We start from the raw sequence: 19512 nt of genomic DNA, 5'->3' as shown, positions 1-19512 counted from the left end.
TTCCGCCTACAATTTTACATTTTATCGGAAAAACTTGCATTTAATCGGATTTTTATATTTATTTGTACCATCAAATAACAGAAAAATGAAACCTCAATTCTCGACAAGCCTTAAAATTGCCATATTATTTTTTGGCTTTTGCACTTATTCCAATGCTCAGGTAGGTATAGGAACTACAACACCTAATCCTTCTTCAATCTTGGATATAGAATCAAATTCACAAGGTATTCTAATTCCCAGAGTAGAGTTAACTAGCACAAACGATACCACAACCATTACTGGTGGTAATGTTGAAAGTCTATTAATTTACAATACACAACTGATCAGTGATGTTCAGCCTGGATACTACTATTGGGATAATAGTGTATGGGTTCGCGTCGCAGCTGGCTCTAATGCCGATAATCAAAAAGTATCTAACTTTAGTGTTATAGGAGCTAATCTAAGCATTACGCTAGAAAATGGTAATACGGCAACGGTACCTATAAGCGATATAACGACAGGATCAGATACCAATATTGCAAATTCTAATCTAATATTAGATGCCAACAGAACACTTACGACCGGTAATTACGAACTAAATATAGATTCTAATACATTAGTTATTGAAGGTAATGAAAATGAAGTTGGTATTGGTACTAACAATCCAACTGCAAAATTAGATGTTAATGGAGCAGCCAGAATTAGATCTGTAAATAATGGTGCTGACTCTGATAATATATTAACTAGAGACTCAAATGGTAATATCCGCAGAAGAACAGCAGCAGAAATCGTAGCTGCAGGTGGCGGAAGTGATGATAATATATATTCCACAAGTGGCACAATTACAAGTACTCGTAATATAACACAAAACAATTACGATGTAAATTTTGATGCCAACACTTTATTTATTGATGGTAGCTCAGATAACGTAGGTATTGGCACTAGCAATCCTAATATAGATCTAGCCATTGGTGATACTGATACAGGTTTACAACAACAAGGAGATGGAATTTTAGCCATTTACTCAAATAATAATGAAAGAGTAAGAATTAACAATAACGGTTATGTTGGTATTGGAACCACTACTCCCGCTGAACGACTTCATGTTAATGGGAATAGTAGATTAGGAACAAATGTTTCTCGCGATGGAGACTTTAGACTAAACGAAATGGGTACTGGTAACAGAAACTCTAGAATACAATTTCACTCAGATGCGGACGCTTCTAATGATGCCGAAATTATTAGAAATAATGGCGTAGATGGTAGCCTAATTATCGATAACGAAGGGAACGGAATAATGTATCTACGTAATCGTGGATCCGGACAAGTAAGGTTAGGTACAAATAACACGGATGATTTCTTTATCGAAGATGGAGGTAATATTGGTATTGGTATAAGTAATCCAACTGCTAAATTAGATGTTAGTGGTACGGCTAGAATTAGAACCGTTAATAACGGAGAAGACAGTGATTACATCTTAACAAGAGATTCTAGCGGAAATATTCGTCGTAGAACAGCTGCGCAAATTGTGGCTGCTGGTGGTGGAAGCGATGATAATTTTTACAGCAATAATGGTATTATTACTGCAAATCGTTATATCACACAAAATAACTTCGATGTTAATTTCGATTCTAGCACTTTAGTTATTGAAGGTAGTGATAACGAAGTTGGTATTGGTCTTTCAAACCCTACTGCTAAACTAGATATCAATGGAGACCTTAGAATAAGAACCGTTAATAGTGGTGCGGCAACTGATAATATTCTAACTAGAGACTCAAGCGGTAATATTAGAAGAAGAACAGCAGCTGAAATTGTGGCAGCTGGTGGCGGAAGTGATGATAATATATATTCCACAAGTGGCACAATTACAAGTACTCGTAATATAACACAAAACAATTACGATGTAAATTTTGATGCCAACACTTTATTTATTGATGGTAGCTCAGATAACGTAGGTATTGGCACTAGCAATCCTAATATAGATTTAGCCATTGGTGATACTGATACAGGTTTACAACAACAAGGAGATGGAATTTTAGCCATTTACTCAAATAATAATGAAAGAGTAAGAATTAACAATAACGGTTATGTTGGTATTGGAACCACTACTCCCGCTGAACGACTTCATGTTAATGGGAATAGTAGATTAGGAACAAATGTTTCTCGCGATGGAGACTTTAGACTAAACGAAATGGGTACTGGTAACAGAAACTCTAGAATACAATTTCACTCAGATGCGGACGCTTCTAATGATGCTGAAATTATTAGAAATAATGGCGTAGATGGTAGCCTAATTATCGATAACGAAGGGAACGGAATAATGTATCTACGTAATCGTGGATCCGGACAAGTAAGGTTAGGTACAAATAACACGGATGATTTCTTTATAGAAGATGGAGGTAATATTGGTATTGGTATAAGTGATCCTACTGCTAAATTAGATGTTAGTGGTACTGCTAGAATTAGAACCGTTAATAACGGAGAAGACAGTGATTATATCTTAACAAGAGATTCTAGCGGAAATATTCGTCGTAGAACAGCTGCGCAAATTGTGGCTGCAGGAGGTGGTAGCGATGATAATTTTTACAGTAATAATGGTATTATTACTGCAAATCGTTATATCACACAGAATAACTTCGATGTTAATTTCGATTCTAGCACTTTAGTTATTGAAGGTAGTGATAACGAAGTTGGTATTGGTCTTTCAAACCCTACTGCTAAACTAGATATCAATGGAGACCTTAGAATAAGAACCGTTAATAATGGTGCGGCAACTGATAATATCCTAACTAGAGACTCAAGCGGTAATATAAGAAGAAGAACAGCGTCTGAAATTGTGGCAGCTGGTGGCGGAAGTGATGATAATATATATTCCACAAGTGGTACTATCACTGGTAATCGTAATATTACTCAGAACAACTTCGATGTTAATTTTGATGCAAACACCTTGGTTATTGATGGGAGTTCTAATAATGTAGGTATTGGCACTAGCAATCCTAATATAGATTTAGCCATTGGTGATACTGATACAGGTTTACAACAACAAGGAGATGGAATTTTAGCCATTTATTCAAATAATAATGAAAGAGTAAGAATTAACAATAACGGTTATGTTGGTATTGGAACCACTACTCCCGCTGAACGACTTCATGTTAATGGGAATAGTAGATTAGGAACAAATGTTTCTCGCGATGGAGACTTTAGACTTAACGAAATGGGTACTGGTAACAGAAACTCTAGAATACAATTCCACTCAGATGCGGACGCTTCTAATGATGCCGAGATTATTAGAAATAATGGCACAGATGGCGATTTCATTATTGACAATGAAGGTAATGGTATTATGTATTTCCGTAATCGTGGATCCGGACAAGTAAGATTAGGTACAAATAACACGGATGATTTCTTTATAGAAGATGGAGGTAATATTGGTATTGGCATAAGTGATCCTACTGCTAAATTAGATGTTAGTGGTACGGCTAGAATTAGAACCGTTAATAACGGAGAAGACAGTGATTATATCTTAACAAGAGATTCTAGCGGAAATATTCGTCGTAGAACAGCTGCGCAAATTGTGGCTGCTGGCGGTGGAAGCGATGATAATTTTTACAGCAATAATGGTATTATTACTGCAAATCGTTATATCACACAGAATAACTTCGATGTTAATTTCGATTCTAGTACTTTAGTTATTGAAGGTAGTGATAACGAAGTTGGTATTGGCCTTTCAAATCCTACTGCTAAACTAGATATCAATGGAGACTTAAGGATAAGAACCGTTAATAGTGGTGATGCAACAGATAATATTCTAACTAGAGACTCAAGCGGTAATATTAGAAGAAGAACAGCCGCTGAAATTGTGGCAGCTGGTGGTGGAATTAATGACAATATTTATAGTACTAATGGAACTTTAACATCTGACCGTACAGTTAACTTAAATACTAACACTCTTCATTTTGCTAGTTCAGCTGATAATGCTTTTCGTGTGGACGGTAATACATTTGCAGTGGACGCGGATACTAATAAAGTAGGAATTGGTATGTCAGATCCTGAGGAAAAACTAAATGTGAATGGTGGCATTATTCAAGTAGGTCGAGCAGCATCAACACATACACAAATTGCAGTAAATAGATTAGAAACCGGCATCAATACAGGATCAGTAGCACTTACAGCTAATGATGGTGGTGGAAACGCAAATATTACATTTAACAACACTTCTAGAATACCAGATGTAGATGGCAATGCAGCACGAATTAGCGTAAATGTTGATAACAATGTAAATGCTGCAATGTCATTTGAAATAGCAGAAGGTGTTACTGCAGGTACAGCAGTAGTCACCAGCACAGGTATGACTTTGACCACAACTGGGCTAGGTATCGGCACAACTGCTCCAACTCAAAAGTTAGATATTAATAATGGATCTGTCCGCGTACGAGAATTAAGTAATTCAGGAAACAGAGTAGTATATGCAGACAGTGAAGGTGTTTTAAACATTCGATCAACCAGGAGTGCTACATTTGCTCGAGGAACTAGTGCAAACTATAATAACTCAGATGAATGGAGAAGAATTTCTAGTTCCTCTGCTTCATTAGATGTTTTAGATGGTGATGTTATATTAGTTAATTGGTCAACAATTGTTAAATTAACGGGAACTAGCACTACTGATACTTTAAACTTTGAAGTCCGTTTAATCGGAAGTGGTGATTGTTCTGATATCAATTTATCTGGAGGAAGTTTTTCCGAAGTCAATCATGACAACACAACTGGTTACGGAGGTACTAGTGGAACAAATAGTAATTGTAGTGGAACCTATACGATATCACTATGGGGAAGAAATATTGGAAGTGACAATTGGGGATATTCAGAATCTAATGTTACGGCTACAGTAAACTAAATCATTATACACCGTATTAAAAAAAAGTCAAGATGAACTTGTAAGTTCATCTTGACTTTTTTTTGTACTAAACATTAATAAGAGGTTTATATAAGTTTTTTTTCAAACCGACAGTTTAAATACATTCTTATTAGTATTCAGAAAAAGCTATAATTAATCTACTCAACCTCAATTACAAGGTTTTATCACTCAAATTAAAGATATTTCTTGTGTCATTATCAATATATTCAAACATTAAACCTAACTAGATATAAATGCAACAGATTAGAGCGTCTTAAAATTAATGTTTTAGACTTTATTATAAATAGATGGAAGATTTATCTACTAGCAGCAACAAAGCTAATTATATAGTCAAAGTTGAGTTTATTTGTTGTTATATAAAACGTAATAAATACTTAGCGCAATATAAATTATTTTAGAACTTAGGTTATGTAATAATAATTAATCAGCTTATCTATTTAGATAATTAAATATTGAGCAAGTAAATATCTAATAATCAATAATTAGATAGAACAATTTATGTATTGAATTTCCTTTGCTTCAAACTAAACTTAATTATATTGCTGAATTTTAATAGCTTATCAAAATCTTTAGAAGAAAATAATTATTCATAAAATAAACAATTAGTGGACCCCATTATTTTTGTGTTACAATAAGCTTTTTAGTGAATGATGTATTACCCTCAACTTGAATTTTGGCGATGTAAATCCCATCACTTAAAGGCTTTGAAGAATATTCATAACGCTCTTGTAACGATGAAATTGAATAATTTAAAACCTCTCTCCCGTTGACATCGTAGATCTGAAAAGATTTTAAATTTCGGCTATTTGGGTTTAAAAGACTAAATACTGAATTTTCATTGTTTATTAAAACATCCAACTGGTGTTTATTTATTGTATCTGCACTCAATGTGCTAGCATTTACAAATACAATTTGAAACCTATTATTAAAATTTCCGGCCTCAATATTTATATCATAGTCTTGCTGCGTTAGATCTATATAAATATCATTTTCTATATCATGTAAATAAATAGGTTGAGATTCTTCAAAATTTTGAATATCGAAAATACTAAACTTTAATTGTTGTTGATTCTCTGACTTCACGGCAACTGGTATCGTCAAATCTGGAGTAAATGCGCTTGCTTGTATCGTAAAAGGCTCAGTGTTTAGTATCCAGAAAGCGTCAGTTGGTGCTTCACTAGGCGATTTAGCCTCTAATCCATAATCAAAGTTAGGTGTAGCACTATCATGAAAATTATGTACTAATTGCCTTGTAAATTGATCATTGAAAGTAACATTTAAACGAAATCTTTTATAATCACTTGGCACAATATTTAGTCCATATTCATTATATAAAACTTCATTTGCTCCTTCTGAAGATGCATTTTTTTGTGTTACAGCACTTCTAAAAAAGACACTACTATTATCAGATATTTTTTCATACACTCTATGTGCATTCTTAACATACACATTTGATCCCAATGGTATACCACTCGCACCTTCTACCATAAAACCCTGACCAATAGGAATAAAACGTTTTGATATTTTAGATCCCATATTACCACTAGGTGACGGAGCTAATGGAACAGAATTTCCATAACCGTCATAGGCAGAAAACATGGCATTAACAAAGCTCTCCATTCCTGTATCAGAAATGGTGTAAGAAGCATAACCTCCAATATAATCAGCAACATTATGAGACCCTTCATCAGATTGTTCCCAGAAATATAAAGCACCTGTTGTAGTAGGTTGAGGCGATGGACCATTATTCAAAGTTGTATTTTGAGGATCGTGAATAAACAACAAAGCGTCAATAGCAGATGGATACGGATTGCCAATTAGTGTAAACTTATTTGGTGTAACCATATTGCTAATTGTACCATTATTCGCCTTTCCTCTAAAGTCATACAATTGATTGTTTGTACCTGCTACGCCTTTCATAGTAAAACCTAAACCAGGTAAAATTGATGACGATTCTCCTACATAATTCCAATCTGCATAATTATTAGACGTACTATAGGTATACAACCAACGATTAGATATCGTTAAAACAGGTGATGAAAACCCATCAAAACCAGAAGTAAAAGAAACGTTAGCACTAGATATTAAACCAGTTGGATCGTCTAAAGTCACATTATTAGTAGCCTCATTAATGAGATTAACGCGCGAAGCCTCGTTCCCTTGCGCTATAGAATTATTACCTACTGGAGAACACCAATAGTTATAGGTATAAGTACTAGAATTACCCGTTTGGTAGACGCTCAACTCTCCTATTCCCGTATTTAAAGAAGTTTCCTCACCTTGTATAAGCTGAGCTTCATCTCTTAGATAAAATTTTGAATCTGATTCACCTAACGTAATTGCATTATTTACAAATACAATTTCGTCATTAACAAATATGTAGTTATTGTTTCTAACACTTAGCTGCGCTTGACTTGACAACAGCATAGCAAATAGCATTACAAATGCTAAGTAATATCTAACCTTATAATTAGATTTAAAATAATTATTTTTAAAAATTGAAGTAGTATTTAAAAAACGATAATAACGTAACATAATAATTGGTATTTATAAAACAGACACTATAACCGAACTTTACAATTTTACACTTTGTCGGATTTATTTGCATTTAAACGAAAATACTATTTTTTTTGATAAGAAGAAATATTTTCTAATCTTTTTAGACAAAATGCAAGTGTTTTTCTTACAATATCAGATAATAAGAACAAATTAATCGATAAACAACACTAAAATATAGTCTATTTACTACAAAAATATAGATTAAGAAACTGAAGTATAGCACGTTAACTAATAGTTTTTTTGAAATCGATATAAAGTTTAATGATGAGAAAGAAAGATAAAATTCTCTTATAGTGAATTACCATGAAAGGTATTACTTAAAGGAATAAAAAAACGGTTTAGCGCAAACTAAACCGTTTTTCAATAATTTAAACTTAGTAGCGGGAACTGGACTCGAACCAGTGACCTTCGGGTTATGAGCCCGACGAGCTACCTACTGCTCTATCCCGCGATTTAATTATAAAATGATTTTCTTAGCTTTTAACTTTCGGTTCATAATGCCGACTATATCATTTTAGGACTGCAAAGATAATACTTTTTTTAATATACAAAAGACTTAATACAAAAAAACGCTTAATAAAAATTAGCGCTATAGTTATTCTCATTATATGATTATAATTTAGTCCTCATCATCTTCATTATCTAAGGTTGCAATAGCTCCTTTTAAATTTATTTCATCTAAATCAAAATCTACAATATTAGGTAGTAATTCTTTTAACACAGCATAATTTCCTTTGAATTGATTATTGCTTAACAATAATGTTTTCAAACCTGTTAATTCTACTAAAACTCCAGGCAAATTTCCATAAAAAGCATTGTTAGATAACACTAACTCTTCTAATTCTGTTAGTTGACCTATTGAAGATGGAATTGTGCCAAATAAATTATTATCAAATACACTCAAAACTTTTAATGATTGTAATTTTGATAAACTGGCTGGTAGTGTTCCCATTAATAAGTTACTACTTAGCATTAAATTTTCTAGATTAGTTAAGTCACCTATTGAATTAGGTATTGCGCCATAAAAATCATTATTATATAATTCTAAAGATTTCAAGTTTGATAAATTGCCAATGTCTCCTGGTATAGAACCATTAAACTTATTAGAAAACAGCTTCAATTCTTCTAAAGTAATTATAGAAGTTAATGATTTAGGTAATTTACCTTCTAATTTATTAAAAGCTAAATTTAGGACCTTAAGGTATTCTAGATCTGAAATTGATTCCGGTAAGGTACCTTCCATGTCATTGAAACTCATATTAATTTCGACAACATTATCATCTTTTAACGTTATTCCGTACCATGAGGAAACTGGCTCTTCTAAATCCCATGAATTTTTCCAAGCTTCGCCGTTAGTTGCATTATATAAATCTACAAGTGCTGCTTTTTGAATTTGAGAAACTTCAGCAAAGGAAAATGCTGATACTAAACAGAATAGAATTGTTATTTTTAGTGTCTTCATAACTAGTAGATTTTTGTGGAGGGACACAATAACGCAACGAATATACATAATTACACTATAAACGACAACATTTTTCGATGAACTACATAGTAAAAACTAAAAATGTTTATAATCAGACTATTATAGTCAATCATTGTTCTATATTGTCCGCATAAAAACTTACAACTTCCTGATTCTCAATAACGATTGATAATTGAATTGGATTGCAACAAACCTCGCAATCTTCTATGTATTTTTGACGGCTTTGAGACCTATCAATAAGCATTGAAATTTGCTCCCAGCAATAAGGACATTGAAAAAAATACTCGTCCATAACCCGATTTATTTAAAACTTAATATTCAACAATTCGCCACTGATTTGAAGCACTTCTAACTCTGATAGTTTAGCAGAAAACTTTGCCTGATTTCTACTTAATTCTGCATTAAGTAAATTAACCTGTGCTTGCCTAAACTCAATTGAATTTACCTGACCAATTTTGAACTTTTCCTCGGTACGATCAAAATTATTCTGAGCCGTAATGATATTCTTTTCCTGTATATTATAAATCTCTAATTTGTTCTGATAATTATCCCAAGCGTTATTAAAGTCTCTTTCAATGGTTAATAAAATACGCTCCTTTTGAAGTTTTTGAGCTTCTAAATCTAATTTTGCATTTCTTATTGTTGTTACAGTCGAACCTCCATCGAATATATCCCAACTAAGACTCAAACCTGTAGAAAGACCTGTGTTCGTAGAAACTGCCAATAAAGCTACAGCGTTGTTGTTATTTTTATTCCAACCGTATGAGCCGTACAAATCAATAGTGGGCAAATAATTTGATTTTCCCGAATTGATATCCAATTTACTAATGGCTATATTTTTATCAGTTTGCAATAATGATATATTACGAGATTTTGCCTTTTCGAATAAACTATCTTTTTGCAATTCTAGTAAAAAAGCAACTTCTGTTTCAACATTAAAATCTGTAGAAAATGATTCTCCCAAAACAAGTTTTAAATCGCGTTTAGCAACTTTTATATCTTGCTTTGTATTAATTATATTGATACTGTCTGTATTTATATCTACTTCAGCATTTAAAACTTCTAGTTTCGTATTTTGGCCATATTCAAATTGATATTCTGCTCTAAGCAGCCTATCTTTTGTGTTATTTAAAGTTTCTTCTAAGGCATTTAAATTATCCGTAAGTTGTGCTACATTATAATAAACAGAAAACAATTGCAATATTGTGTTTTCAATAGTTTCTCTTGCTTGTAACTCGGACAACTGATATTGTTCCTTCAATCGTTTATAATTATAACGTCTACCCAATCCGTCAAAAATGGTGTAATTAACAGTTATACTGGCATTATAATTAGAACTCTCAGCACCATTTAAAACCGCATCATCTCTTCCGTCTGAAAATTCCGCTTCTGTATTATCTACATAATAATTAGCACCTGCACTTGCCGAAACCGTTGGTAAAAAATCTGAATTAAGAATACTTTTATTATTATCAGCAACAGAAACTGCGTTTTTAGCAATTTTAACACCGTAATTATTTTCTAAAGCACTAGATACCGCCTCTTCTTTTGTTAATATTTCTTGTGCATTTATACTCAAATGACACAAAATAAAAAGTATTATAATTTTAACATTAGTGGTCATTAGCTTCATTTTGTTCAATAATTGCTCGTTCTACTTCTTCTTTTGTAACATCCTTACCTGTCACTAACCATTTTCCGTTCTTTTTTATACTATTACTAAAAGACAAGAATAGTGGCAAAACTAATAACGTTAGTATAGTGGCATATGCAATACCAAAAGAAATTGAAATTGCCATTGGTTTTAAAAACTGAGCTTGTCTACTTTTCTCTAATAATAGAGGTGCTAAACCAGCTATTGTTGTTACTGAAGTTAAGAATATCGCTCTAAAACGTGATTTTCCAGCTTCGGACAGTGCCATTTCAAAGGCCATTCCTTCCTTTAAATTACTATTAAACTTACCTATTAAAACAAGTCCATCATTTACCATAATACCAATTAAGGCAATAATCCCTAAGAGCGATAATACATTAACTTGAAAGCCTAACAACCAATGTCCCCAAGCAACAGCCGTTAAACTTAGAGGTATTAGTAAAATAAGTAAAAATGGCTGTGAATAACTTCTAAAAGTAAAAGCTATGGTAATATAGATTAATAATAATATTATTGGACCAGCTACTCCTAAAGAACCAGTTAATTTATCTTTTTCTCTATTCTGCCCTTCATAAGATGCATTAATAGAAGGATATTTAGACCGTAATTGAGGTATAAAAGATGTTTTAATATCATCTATAATATCTGTATTACTAGTACTTGGGTCTTTTAAATCTGCATAGACTTGAATTTCTCGCTTACCTTCTAAGTGATTAATTGCAACATCACCTCTGGCAATACTATAATCTGCAATATCTTTTAGAGTAACACGCTTACCAGAAGTGGTTACAATGCGCATAGCATCTAAATCGTTTATAGAACTTCTATTTTCTAAATCGTAACGAACCCAAACTTTAATTTCGTCTTGTCCTCTTTGAAAACGTTGGGCTTGCGCACCAAAAAAACCAGCACGTACTTGAGACATTACACTACTCAGATCTAAGCCCAACAAATAAGCACTCTCTTTAAGTTCTAATCTGATTTCTTTAATACCTGCAGGATCGTTATCACCGATATCTTTAAGTAATGGATTAGATTCTAAATACTTTTTAAGCTCTAATTTTGAAGCTTTTAACTCTTCTATATTATTACTTAGCAAGGACACAGAGACAGGGCTACCTCCAAAATTACCACCAGAACCATAGATTAATCGTTCGGTTCCTATTACTGGCCCAACCAATTCCTCTAGTCGATTAGTAACTAAATCTGCCTTGATCTCATCTGGCCTTTCTTCTCCTGGTAATAAGTTTATTCTTAATCTTGCGCTAGAGCTACTACTGATATCTATTATTGTATTTTCAAACAATTGTTTGCCAGTTCCTTTTAAGTATTTCTCAGTAAGTTCTTCATTTACAATAAATGATTTTTCTTCAATTAAGGAAATAATAGAATCTGTAATTTTCACATTGGTTCCTGCAGGCATTACCAATTCTATATTGGCAGCATCACTAGCTACTCTAGGAAATATGGTAACACCAATGACTCCACCTCCAAGCGAACCAAATGTTAATATCAATAAAGCAATAAACACTCCCAAAGAGAAAATTTTATAACGTAAAACTCTATCTAGTAATGGTGTATAAACTTTATCTCTTAAAAAAGCCATAAAGCGATCTCCACCAGTATTAATGCCCCTCATAAATGAGAAAAATCGTTTTATTTTAGATGGGTTTTCATCTACTTTCTGTGTTCTTAATGCTTTAGAATGTGCCAAATGTGCAGGCAATATCACTAAAGCTTCAATTAATGAGACTACTAAGGTTAAAATCACTATAACAGCGACTTCACTAAAAAATTCACCAATTCTACTATCTAAAAAGAAGAATAGAGAAAAAGCTAATAATGTGGTTATAATTGCAGAAACCACTGGTGGAATTACCTCTAATGTACCGTCGATAGCTGCTTGGATAGGTTTTTTTCCTTTTTCATAATGCTGATAGATATTCTCTGCTATTACAATACCATCATCAACTAAAATCCCAATTACAATAATCATTCCGAATAATGATAATACATTAATGGTTACATCGAACTGCGCTGCAAAAATAAACATCCCTAAAAACGATATAGGTAAACCAAAAGCAACCCATAATGCCAAACGTGTATTTAAGAAAATTGATAAAAACAGTAATACCAACAGCATACCTACAATGGCATTTTCCGTTAATAAATCTGTTCTTTGATTTAATGTTATGGACCTATCATTAACTACTTCTAATTTTACATTATTATATTTTTGATTATACTGTTCAATATAGGCTTTAATTTTATCTGCGGAAGAAATCAAATCTTCATTATTAGTACTTGTAACAGTAATATTAACCGCTAAATTTTGATTAAAATAAGTAGCATTGGGCGTTTCAGAAAATCGGTCTCTTACTACAGCAACATCTTTTAATCGAATGACTTTTCCGTCTGAAGAGGCTCTAACAATAATATTTAAGAGTTCCTTACCATAGTATTGTCTGTTGTTTGCTCTAATTAAGTATTCTTCAGCAACGGTTTTTACATTTCCACCTGTAACTAAAATATTTGCATTACTTACTGCAACGGCAACATCATTGAAGGTTAAATTATAGGCTAGCAAATCGAGTTCGTTAACTGCAATTTCTATTTCTTCTTCTGGAAAGCCAGAAAGTTCAATTTGAGAAATGCCATCTAGAGCTCTCAAATCCGTTTCTACCTGCCTCGCTAATTCCTTTAGCGTTGCCAACGGAATATCTTTACCATTAATAGCAAATGAAATTGTTTCTCTTACGGCTTCTTGTTTAGATACTACTAATGGTTCCATACCTGTTGGAAAAGAAGGTACGCGATCTACTGCATTCTTAACTTCTAGCAACATAAAATCTAAGCTCTCTCCTTTTTCTATTTCAACCGTTATAGTTCCACCATTTTCACTGGAAGTAGATGTTACTCTATCAACGCCTTTTAATCCTTTAAGGTTATCTTCAATTTGAAGTACAATTCCTTCCTCTATCTCTTGTGGAGAGGCTCCTGGATAAGCTATAGCAACCGTAATGATTTTAGACTCAGTTAGCGGAAAATAGGATGACTTTAAGGATACTGCTCCAATTACACCAAAAATTATAAATGCTATTATTAAAACATTTACTGCAACATGATATCTTATGAAATATTCAATTATTTTTCTCATTATTGAATCGTATCATTTGTTGAAACATTAGTTTTTACACCTTTTACATGCATACCTGCGTAAGCGCCAGGAACTGGCTTTTTTAAAATTATAGTTCCGTTTGGCACTTCTTTTAAAACTACTGTTTCATCAGAAAAATGAGCTGGCTTCACGGTAATAACATCTAACAAACTATCGTTAACAACATATATTTCTTGACTGTCCAATAAAAGGTTTCTATCAATCTCAATGGCGTTTTCAATTTTCTCAGCATTTAAATTAGCTTCAAGGTACATGCCTTCTTTTAAATCTTCGTGTTTTACCTCAATGTATACAGTTATAGTTTGGGTTGTCGCATCAATACTTCCATTAACACGAGATACAATACCTTGGTAAGCTTTGGTCTTATCTAAACTAGTTAAACTAACACTTTCGCCTTCTTTTAAGATATCTGCATAAGATTTACTTATAGCCACTTCCATTTCATATACAGAAGGGTTTATAAACTCTCCTAATTTTTGACCGCTTCTAATTAAAGTTCCTTCTGTAACCAATGCTTCTGTTAAAATACCGGTAAATGGCGCTGCAATTCTATATTTAGTTAATCGCTGTTCTAAGTTTTTAACATTGTAGTATGCACTAACAATACCACGACCTGTAATAAAATAGTTTTCTTTTTCACCTGAAATCTCTGGAAGTTTTGGAGTTGTTTTATTTAAATCGAAACCATTTAAATATGCTTGCCATTTAGGATACACTTCTGTAAAGTCTAAACGTAAATCTGGCATTATTGCAGCTACACTATTATACAATTCACTTTTTGCAGATTGCACACTAGCATAATATTCTGATGCATCTAAACGTATAAGGGTTTCTCCTTTAGTAAATTTTTGTCCTGGTTTGAATAGTTTTGAACCTGCTTTAAAAATCCCTTGTACCTCTGAGTATAATTCTACACGTTGTTTACTGCTTAAATTTCCATTGGCAGAAATTACAACAGGAACAATTCCATTTTTAACCGTATCTACGATTACGGTTTTAACAACCTTGGGTACAACGGGTTTAGGCTTGTGCTTATTATCAATTAAATAGTTTGCATAAATAAAGGCACCTACAAGAAATGCAATGCCTAGCACAGATAAAATAATTTTTCTTAACATAATGAGATGGTCGGTAAGCTGCAAATTTACCTATATACTTGAGCCACTACGTTAAAAAAAACTTAATTGTTAACCTGAAATCTCATCAAGTTGAAATTGGATTGTTTCCCAATCTTCCATTAACTGCTCTAATGATTTTTTCTTTTTCTGATAAGCATCAAAAAACTTTGGATCTGAAGCTGTTTTATCATAATCAGTTGCCAATTTTACATCATCAGTTTTAATATCTTTTTCTAGTTGATTAATTTTAGATTCAATATTACTCAACTTGTTATTTAAAGATTTCAATTTCTTTTGGTCTTCGTAATTCTGTTTATTGCTTTCTTTAGGTGTATTAGCAATAACTGTTCTTTTTTCTGCTTCCCGTAGGTTCTCGAGATTACGTTTTTCTAAATAAAAATCAATATCACCTAAATACTCTTTTATGTTTTGGTCTTTAAACTCGTAAACCGTATCTGTTAAGCCTTGTAGAAAATCTCTATCGTGAGATACTAAAATTAAAGTGCCTTCAAATTTTATTAATGCTTCCTTTAATACATTTTTAGATTTTATATCTAGGTGGTTGGTTGGCTCATCCATTATTAAAACATTGAGCGGTTGTAATAACAACTTAGCCAATGCTAATCTGTTTCGCTCACCTCCAGACAATACTCTAACATATTTCTCGGCTTCTTCACCTCTAAATAGAAACGATCCTAAAATATCTCTAACCTTACTTCTATTGGTTTCATTAGCAGCATCAATCATTGTGTCTAGAACAGTTTTATTACCATCTAAATACTCAGCTTGGTTTTGTGCGAAGTAACCAATTTGCACATTATGACCTAGGTTTAACTTACCTTCATGTTCTAATTCACCAACTATAATTTTTGCTAAAGTTGACTTTCCTTGACCGTTCTGACCAACAAAGGCCGTTTTTATATCTCTTGGCACGGACAAATTTACATTATGCAACACTTGTAAATCGCCGTATTTTTTAGAAACATTTTCAATTTCTACAACTACTTTTCCGGGTGTTACTGAGACCGGAAAATTAAGGGTCATAACGCTGTTATCATCCTCATCCACCTCAATTCTATCAATCTTATCTAATTTTTTAATTAGCGATTGTGCCATCGTTGCTTTTGAAGCTTTGGCTCTAAATTTTTCAATTAACTTTTCGGTTTGTTGTATTTGTTTCTCTTGATTCTTTTGTGCCGCCAATTGCTGAATTTTCATTTCTTTACGTAAAGCTAAAAACTGAGTATATGGTTTAGCGTAATCGTAAATTCTACCTAATGAAATTTCAATAGTTCTGTTGGTAACATTATCTAAAAACATTTTATCGTGAGATACAATCACTACTGCACCACTGTAACCTTTTAAAAAGTTTTCTAACCAAATTATAGATTCAATATCTAAGTGATTCGTTGGCTCATCTAAAAGTAACAAATCATTATTTTGAAGTAAAAGCTTTGCTAATTCTATACGCATTCGCCATCCACCAGAAAACGTATCTGTTAATTTATCAAAATCTTCACGCTTAAAACCTAAACCTTGAAGAATTTTTTCTGTTTCACCTTGATAATTATAACCACCTAAAATCTCGTACTGATGTTGTACGTCATTTAAATCAATCATAAGTTGGTTATACGATTCGCTTTCGTAATCTGTACGCTCAGCTAGCTGTGTATTAATCTCTTCTAATTGTGCTTCGCACTTCTTGATTTCTTTAAAAGCTTGATACGATTCCTCTAAAACGGTTTTTCCTAAATCAAAATCAATATCTTGTTTTAAAAACCCAATTTTCATATCCTTATCTGCAGCAATCTGACCAGAATCGGCTTCTTGTTCTTTAGATAAAATTCTGAGCATAGTAGATTTACCAGCTCCATTTTTACCTATTAAACCTATTCGATCTCCAAGACCCAGTTTAAATGTAATTTCTTCAAAAAGGTATTCTCCTTGAAATGATATAGAAAGATTATGGATATTTAACATAAGAATTTAGAATATGACAATGCACTTAATTAAGTTACAATTGTTACAATACAAGGATTTTTAAATTTTATCTTTGTATTGTTTTTAAAAATGCAAAAGTAAAGGTTTAATTATGATTAGAAAAGGAATGAAATTATATAGTATTCTTTTTGGTGCATGTCCCAAATGTCATCAAGAATCTATGTACGTGAATAAAAACCCATACGCACTATCAGAAATTATAAAAATGAATGAGACATGCTCTCATTGTAATACTAAATATGAAATAGAGCCTTCATTCTTTTATGGCTCTATGTATGTAAGTTACGCTGTAGCTGTCGCTTTTGCAGTAACTGCTTTTGTAGTTAGCTACTCTATCTTTGAATCTTCCGTTATTACTGCATTTATAGCAATTATTGTAACACTAGTGGTGTTTATGCCTATAATAATGCGGCTTTCTCGCAACATATGGATTAACTTTTTTATAAGTTATGATAAAGAAAAAAGTAAAGCTTAACGGATTTGTAAAAAGCTTCAACTTCATCTTTAGAATTTAAGATACTAAAATCGATTCACGTCAATTTCAGAATCTAGAGCGTGATTATTTTCAATAAGTTGAAATAATTTACCTGCCACATAAGGTGCAATCATAACACCTCGCGTACCTAATCCATTTAACACATATAAATTTTTATGTACAGCATGTCTACCAACTAAAGGTCTTCTATCTTTTACTGTTGGTCTTACACCTGCAACGTGCTTCACTATTTCAAAATCACATTTTAAAAAGGTTTTTAATTTTGAAATAAGTTCTTCTTTTGCTTTCTCTGTAGGTGTGTTAGTTTTATCGTCATTATTATATGTGGCTCCAACATTGTACAAATCATTTCCAAGTGGAATAATAAATACAGAAGATTTTATAGCATAATCAATTTGTAAGTCAACTGCTTTAATGGTAATTATTTCGCCTTTTGACCCTGTTAACGGTATTTCTTTAAAAAAGGGATTTTGTTTAACACCAAAACCTTCTGCAAATACAATATGTTTGGCTTTTATGTCCTTATAGGTAACAAATTCTGAAAGAACTTGTAACTTATTATGTTCAAATGTGGTTTCCTCAATACTATCATTTTCCTTTAAATGATCACGATAACCATTAATAAGCATTTTAGTATCTATTCTACCAGCATGCAAAACTTCACCAAAACCTAAAGTTGCATCAATACAATCATTATCATTTTTAACTAATACAGTAGAAAGAAAGTCTTCTAGACTCGGTTTGTCACTTGCTGTAAACCATTTATTCTGTTCTTGAATAGAAGTAAAACGCCTTAAAATTCGAAGTTTATAATCTATGGAAATATCTAATTTGTTTTCTAAGCTAGAATAAAAAGGAATTGCAATGGCGAGTTGCTCCTTAGCTTTCCAAACTTCTGAAAAACGCTTCAAGATTACAGGATTATATAATCCTGCAGCAACAATAGATGATTTTTGAGATTGATCATCAAACACGCGAAAGGTTTTATTTTCTTTCTGTAATACTTCGCAAAACGCAATACTTGCTAACCCACAACCAACGATGATGTAATCTACTTCTTTCATACATGCAAAAATAAATAATTCTATTCGCTGATCACCTTAGTAATAACAATAATATGATTGCAAAAAAAAGCGCCCACTTAATAAGTGAGCGCTTTTATATATTTTATGTTGTAGCTAATTAGTAGCTCCACATATCTTGTTCAAAATTTCTGATTTTGTCTTTGATACGCTCAGATTCTAACAGCTGCATTAATGCATTTTCAGCAACATATTCTTTAACTTCTCTATCACCATAAACATTTTCTTCTTTGTAGATTACTCCACTAAAACGTCTACTGTTTAATAAGTGATCGAATGAAAGTGGCACTGCACTGTTCTTGTTGTTAAATGCTTTAGCTTCATGAAGAATGTCTCTGATTTCTGGAAAAAACACCCAAAATAATCCTATTGGTTCTTTATTAGCTTCATCATCAGAATCAATAAAGTTAACATCTGGCGCTGCAGGTGCAATTGCCAAGATACGATACTTTAATTCACCTTGACGCTTATCAAAATACCATAATCCTTTAACTAAATAAGAATTGATATCTGCTGCTCCAATTTCACGACGAATAACATATTCTTCAGGAACTTCTGATGTATCTGATACACCTTCGGCATTCATCCATTCAATACCTTCATCAGTAATAAATTCTGTTTTTAAAGCTGGTGCTAAATCTTCCATAGTACGTTCTTCTGTGAAATATGCATCTGCATATACCTTTGGAATTGTACCATCTTCAATGTTAGACATTAATACTTTAAATAATGATTTTCTATCATCACCTAAGTTATCTTCAATTGGAAAATATAATGGAAAGTTAGCACGTTCGTCTAAGACAATCTTTTCCCAAGTCATTTTAGAAAATAAGATATCTCTATCACCAACATATCCATATTCTAAAGGCTTGTCGTTATCTAGAAGTAACTGCGCTTCAGTTTTCATACCAATTTCTTCTGGTATTTTTGCATTTAGGATATTAGCCTGCGCAAACATAGTGTTTGCAGCTAACACGCCTATTCCTATACATAAAAAGCTTTTTAAATTCATCTTATTTTTTATTATAATTTGGGATTTTATTTTAT

Annotated in this window: 11 protein-coding genes and 1 tRNA gene; 2 read left to right on the top strand and 10 right to left on the bottom strand. The window is 32.5% G+C overall.

From position 1 onward, the window contains the following. Positions 1–85: 85 nt before the first annotated feature. Positions 86–4873 carry a hypothetical protein gene (locus tag Q0891_RS04925; protein WP_299099326.1) on the top strand — a complete coding sequence of 1596 codons (4788 nt, stop codon included), beginning with the start codon at positions 86–88 and terminating at the stop codon, positions 4871–4873. A 636-nt stretch (positions 4874–5509) separates the two neighbouring features. Here the strand turns inward: Q0891_RS04925 and Q0891_RS04920 are convergent. From Q0891_RS04920 to Q0891_RS04885, 8 genes are all read right to left on the bottom strand, one after another. Beyond that, complete coding sequence (locus Q0891_RS04920) at positions 5510–7429, bottom strand: T9SS type A sorting domain-containing protein (protein WP_299099324.1); 1920 nt, start codon at positions 7427–7429, stop codon at positions 5510–5512. Positions 7430–7831: 402 nt separating this feature from the next. Further along, positions 7832–7904 (bottom strand) — tRNA-Met (locus tag Q0891_RS04915). 168 nt (positions 7905–8072) lie between these two features. Continuing rightward, positions 8073–8915, bottom strand: a complete 843-nt coding sequence (locus Q0891_RS04910; protein ID WP_299099322.1) for a Two component regulator three Y domain protein — start codon at positions 8913–8915, stop codon at positions 8073–8075. Positions 8916–9045: 130 nt separating this feature from the next. Beyond that, positions 9046–9228 (bottom strand): CPXCG motif-containing cysteine-rich protein, encoded by a 183-nt coding sequence (locus Q0891_RS04905; RefSeq protein WP_299099320.1) that lies wholly within the window; start codon positions 9226–9228, stop codon positions 9046–9048. Positions 9229–9240: 12 nt separating this feature from the next. Beyond that, positions 9241–10560, bottom strand: a complete 1320-nt coding sequence (locus Q0891_RS04900) for a TolC family protein (protein ID WP_299099318.1) — start codon at positions 10558–10560, stop codon at positions 9241–9243. After that, a complete protein-coding gene (locus Q0891_RS04895) occupies positions 10550–13747 on the bottom strand; it encodes an efflux RND transporter permease subunit (protein WP_299099316.1) in 3198 nt (1065 codons plus the stop codon). The genes Q0891_RS04900 and Q0891_RS04895 overlap by 11 nt, the downstream gene beginning before the upstream one ends. After that, the gene (locus Q0891_RS04890; RefSeq protein WP_299099314.1) at positions 13747–14886 is read right to left on the bottom strand and encodes an HlyD family efflux transporter periplasmic adaptor subunit; all 1140 of its coding nucleotides are present in this window, start codon (positions 14884–14886) and stop codon (positions 13747–13749) included. Before Q0891_RS04890 ends, Q0891_RS04895 begins: the two co-directional genes overlap by 1 nt. 69 nt (positions 14887–14955) lie before the next feature. After that, positions 14956–16866, bottom strand: a complete 1911-nt coding sequence (locus Q0891_RS04885) for an ABC-F family ATP-binding cassette domain-containing protein (RefSeq protein WP_299099312.1) — start codon at positions 16864–16866, stop codon at positions 14956–14958. 112 nt (positions 16867–16978) lie between these two features. Between Q0891_RS04885 and Q0891_RS04880 the strand changes: the two genes are divergently transcribed. Beyond that, positions 16979–17362, top strand: a complete 384-nt coding sequence (locus tag Q0891_RS04880) for a DUF983 domain-containing protein (protein WP_299099310.1) — start codon at positions 16979–16981, stop codon at positions 17360–17362. Positions 17363–17406: 44 nt separating this feature from the next. Here the strand turns inward: Q0891_RS04880 and Q0891_RS04875 are convergent, their stop codons facing one another. Together Q0891_RS04875 and gldN are read right to left on the bottom strand one after the other, a co-directional pair. Next, positions 17407–18447, bottom strand: coding sequence for an FAD-binding oxidoreductase (locus tag Q0891_RS04875; protein WP_299099308.1), 1041 nt, complete (start codon positions 18445–18447; stop codon positions 17407–17409). Positions 18448–18565: 118 nt separating this feature from the next. Continuing rightward, positions 18566–19477: a gliding motility protein GldN gene (gldN, locus tag Q0891_RS04870; protein WP_299099306.1), complete on the bottom strand. Its 912-nt coding sequence runs from the start codon at positions 19475–19477 to the stop codon at positions 18566–18568. Positions 19478–19512 lie beyond the last annotated feature (35 nt).

The sequence above is a fragment of the uncultured Winogradskyella sp. genome (assembly GCF_947498005.1).
In the GTDB taxonomy this organism is placed as follows: domain Bacteria; phylum Bacteroidota; class Bacteroidia; order Flavobacteriales; family Flavobacteriaceae; genus Winogradskyella.
Note: the sequence above shows the minus strand (reverse complement) of the source record. Positions and strands in the feature narration are given on the sequence as shown.

What these genes read in the sequence shown, in the direction of transcription:
- Q0891_RS04925 (WP_299099326.1), top strand. Translation starts at nt 86, where the DNA reads ATGAAACCTCAATTCTCGACAAGCCTTAAAATTGCCATATTATTTTTT.
- Q0891_RS04920 (WP_299099324.1), bottom strand. Translation starts at nt 7,429, where the DNA reads ATGTTACGTTATTATCGTTTTTTAAATACTACTTCAATTTTTAAAAAT.
- Q0891_RS04910 (WP_299099322.1), bottom strand. Translation starts at nt 8,915, where the DNA reads ATGAAGACACTAAAAATAACAATTCTATTCTGTTTAGTATCAGCATTT.
- Q0891_RS04905 (WP_299099320.1), bottom strand. Translation starts at nt 9,228, where the DNA reads ATGGACGAGTATTTTTTTCAATGTCCTTATTGCTGGGAGCAAATTTCA.
- Q0891_RS04900 (WP_299099318.1), bottom strand. Translation starts at nt 10,560, where the DNA reads ATGACCACTAATGTTAAAATTATAATACTTTTTATTTTGTGTCATTTG.
- Q0891_RS04895 (WP_299099316.1), bottom strand. Translation starts at nt 13,747, where the DNA reads ATGAGAAAAATAATTGAATATTTCATAAGATATCATGTTGCAGTAAAT.
- Q0891_RS04890 (WP_299099314.1), bottom strand. Translation starts at nt 14,886, where the DNA reads ATGTTAAGAAAAATTATTTTATCTGTGCTAGGCATTGCATTTCTTGTA.
- Q0891_RS04885 (WP_299099312.1), bottom strand. Translation starts at nt 16,866, where the DNA reads ATGTTAAATATCCATAATCTTTCTATATCATTTCAAGGAGAATACCTT.
- Q0891_RS04880 (WP_299099310.1), top strand. Translation starts at nt 16,979, where the DNA reads ATGATTAGAAAAGGAATGAAATTATATAGTATTCTTTTTGGTGCATGT.
- Q0891_RS04875 (WP_299099308.1), bottom strand. Translation starts at nt 18,447, where the DNA reads ATGAAAGAAGTAGATTACATCATCGTTGGTTGTGGGTTAGCAAGTATT.
- gldN (WP_299099306.1), bottom strand. Translation starts at nt 19,477, where the DNA reads ATGAATTTAAAAAGCTTTTTATGTATAGGAATAGGCGTGTTAGCTGCA.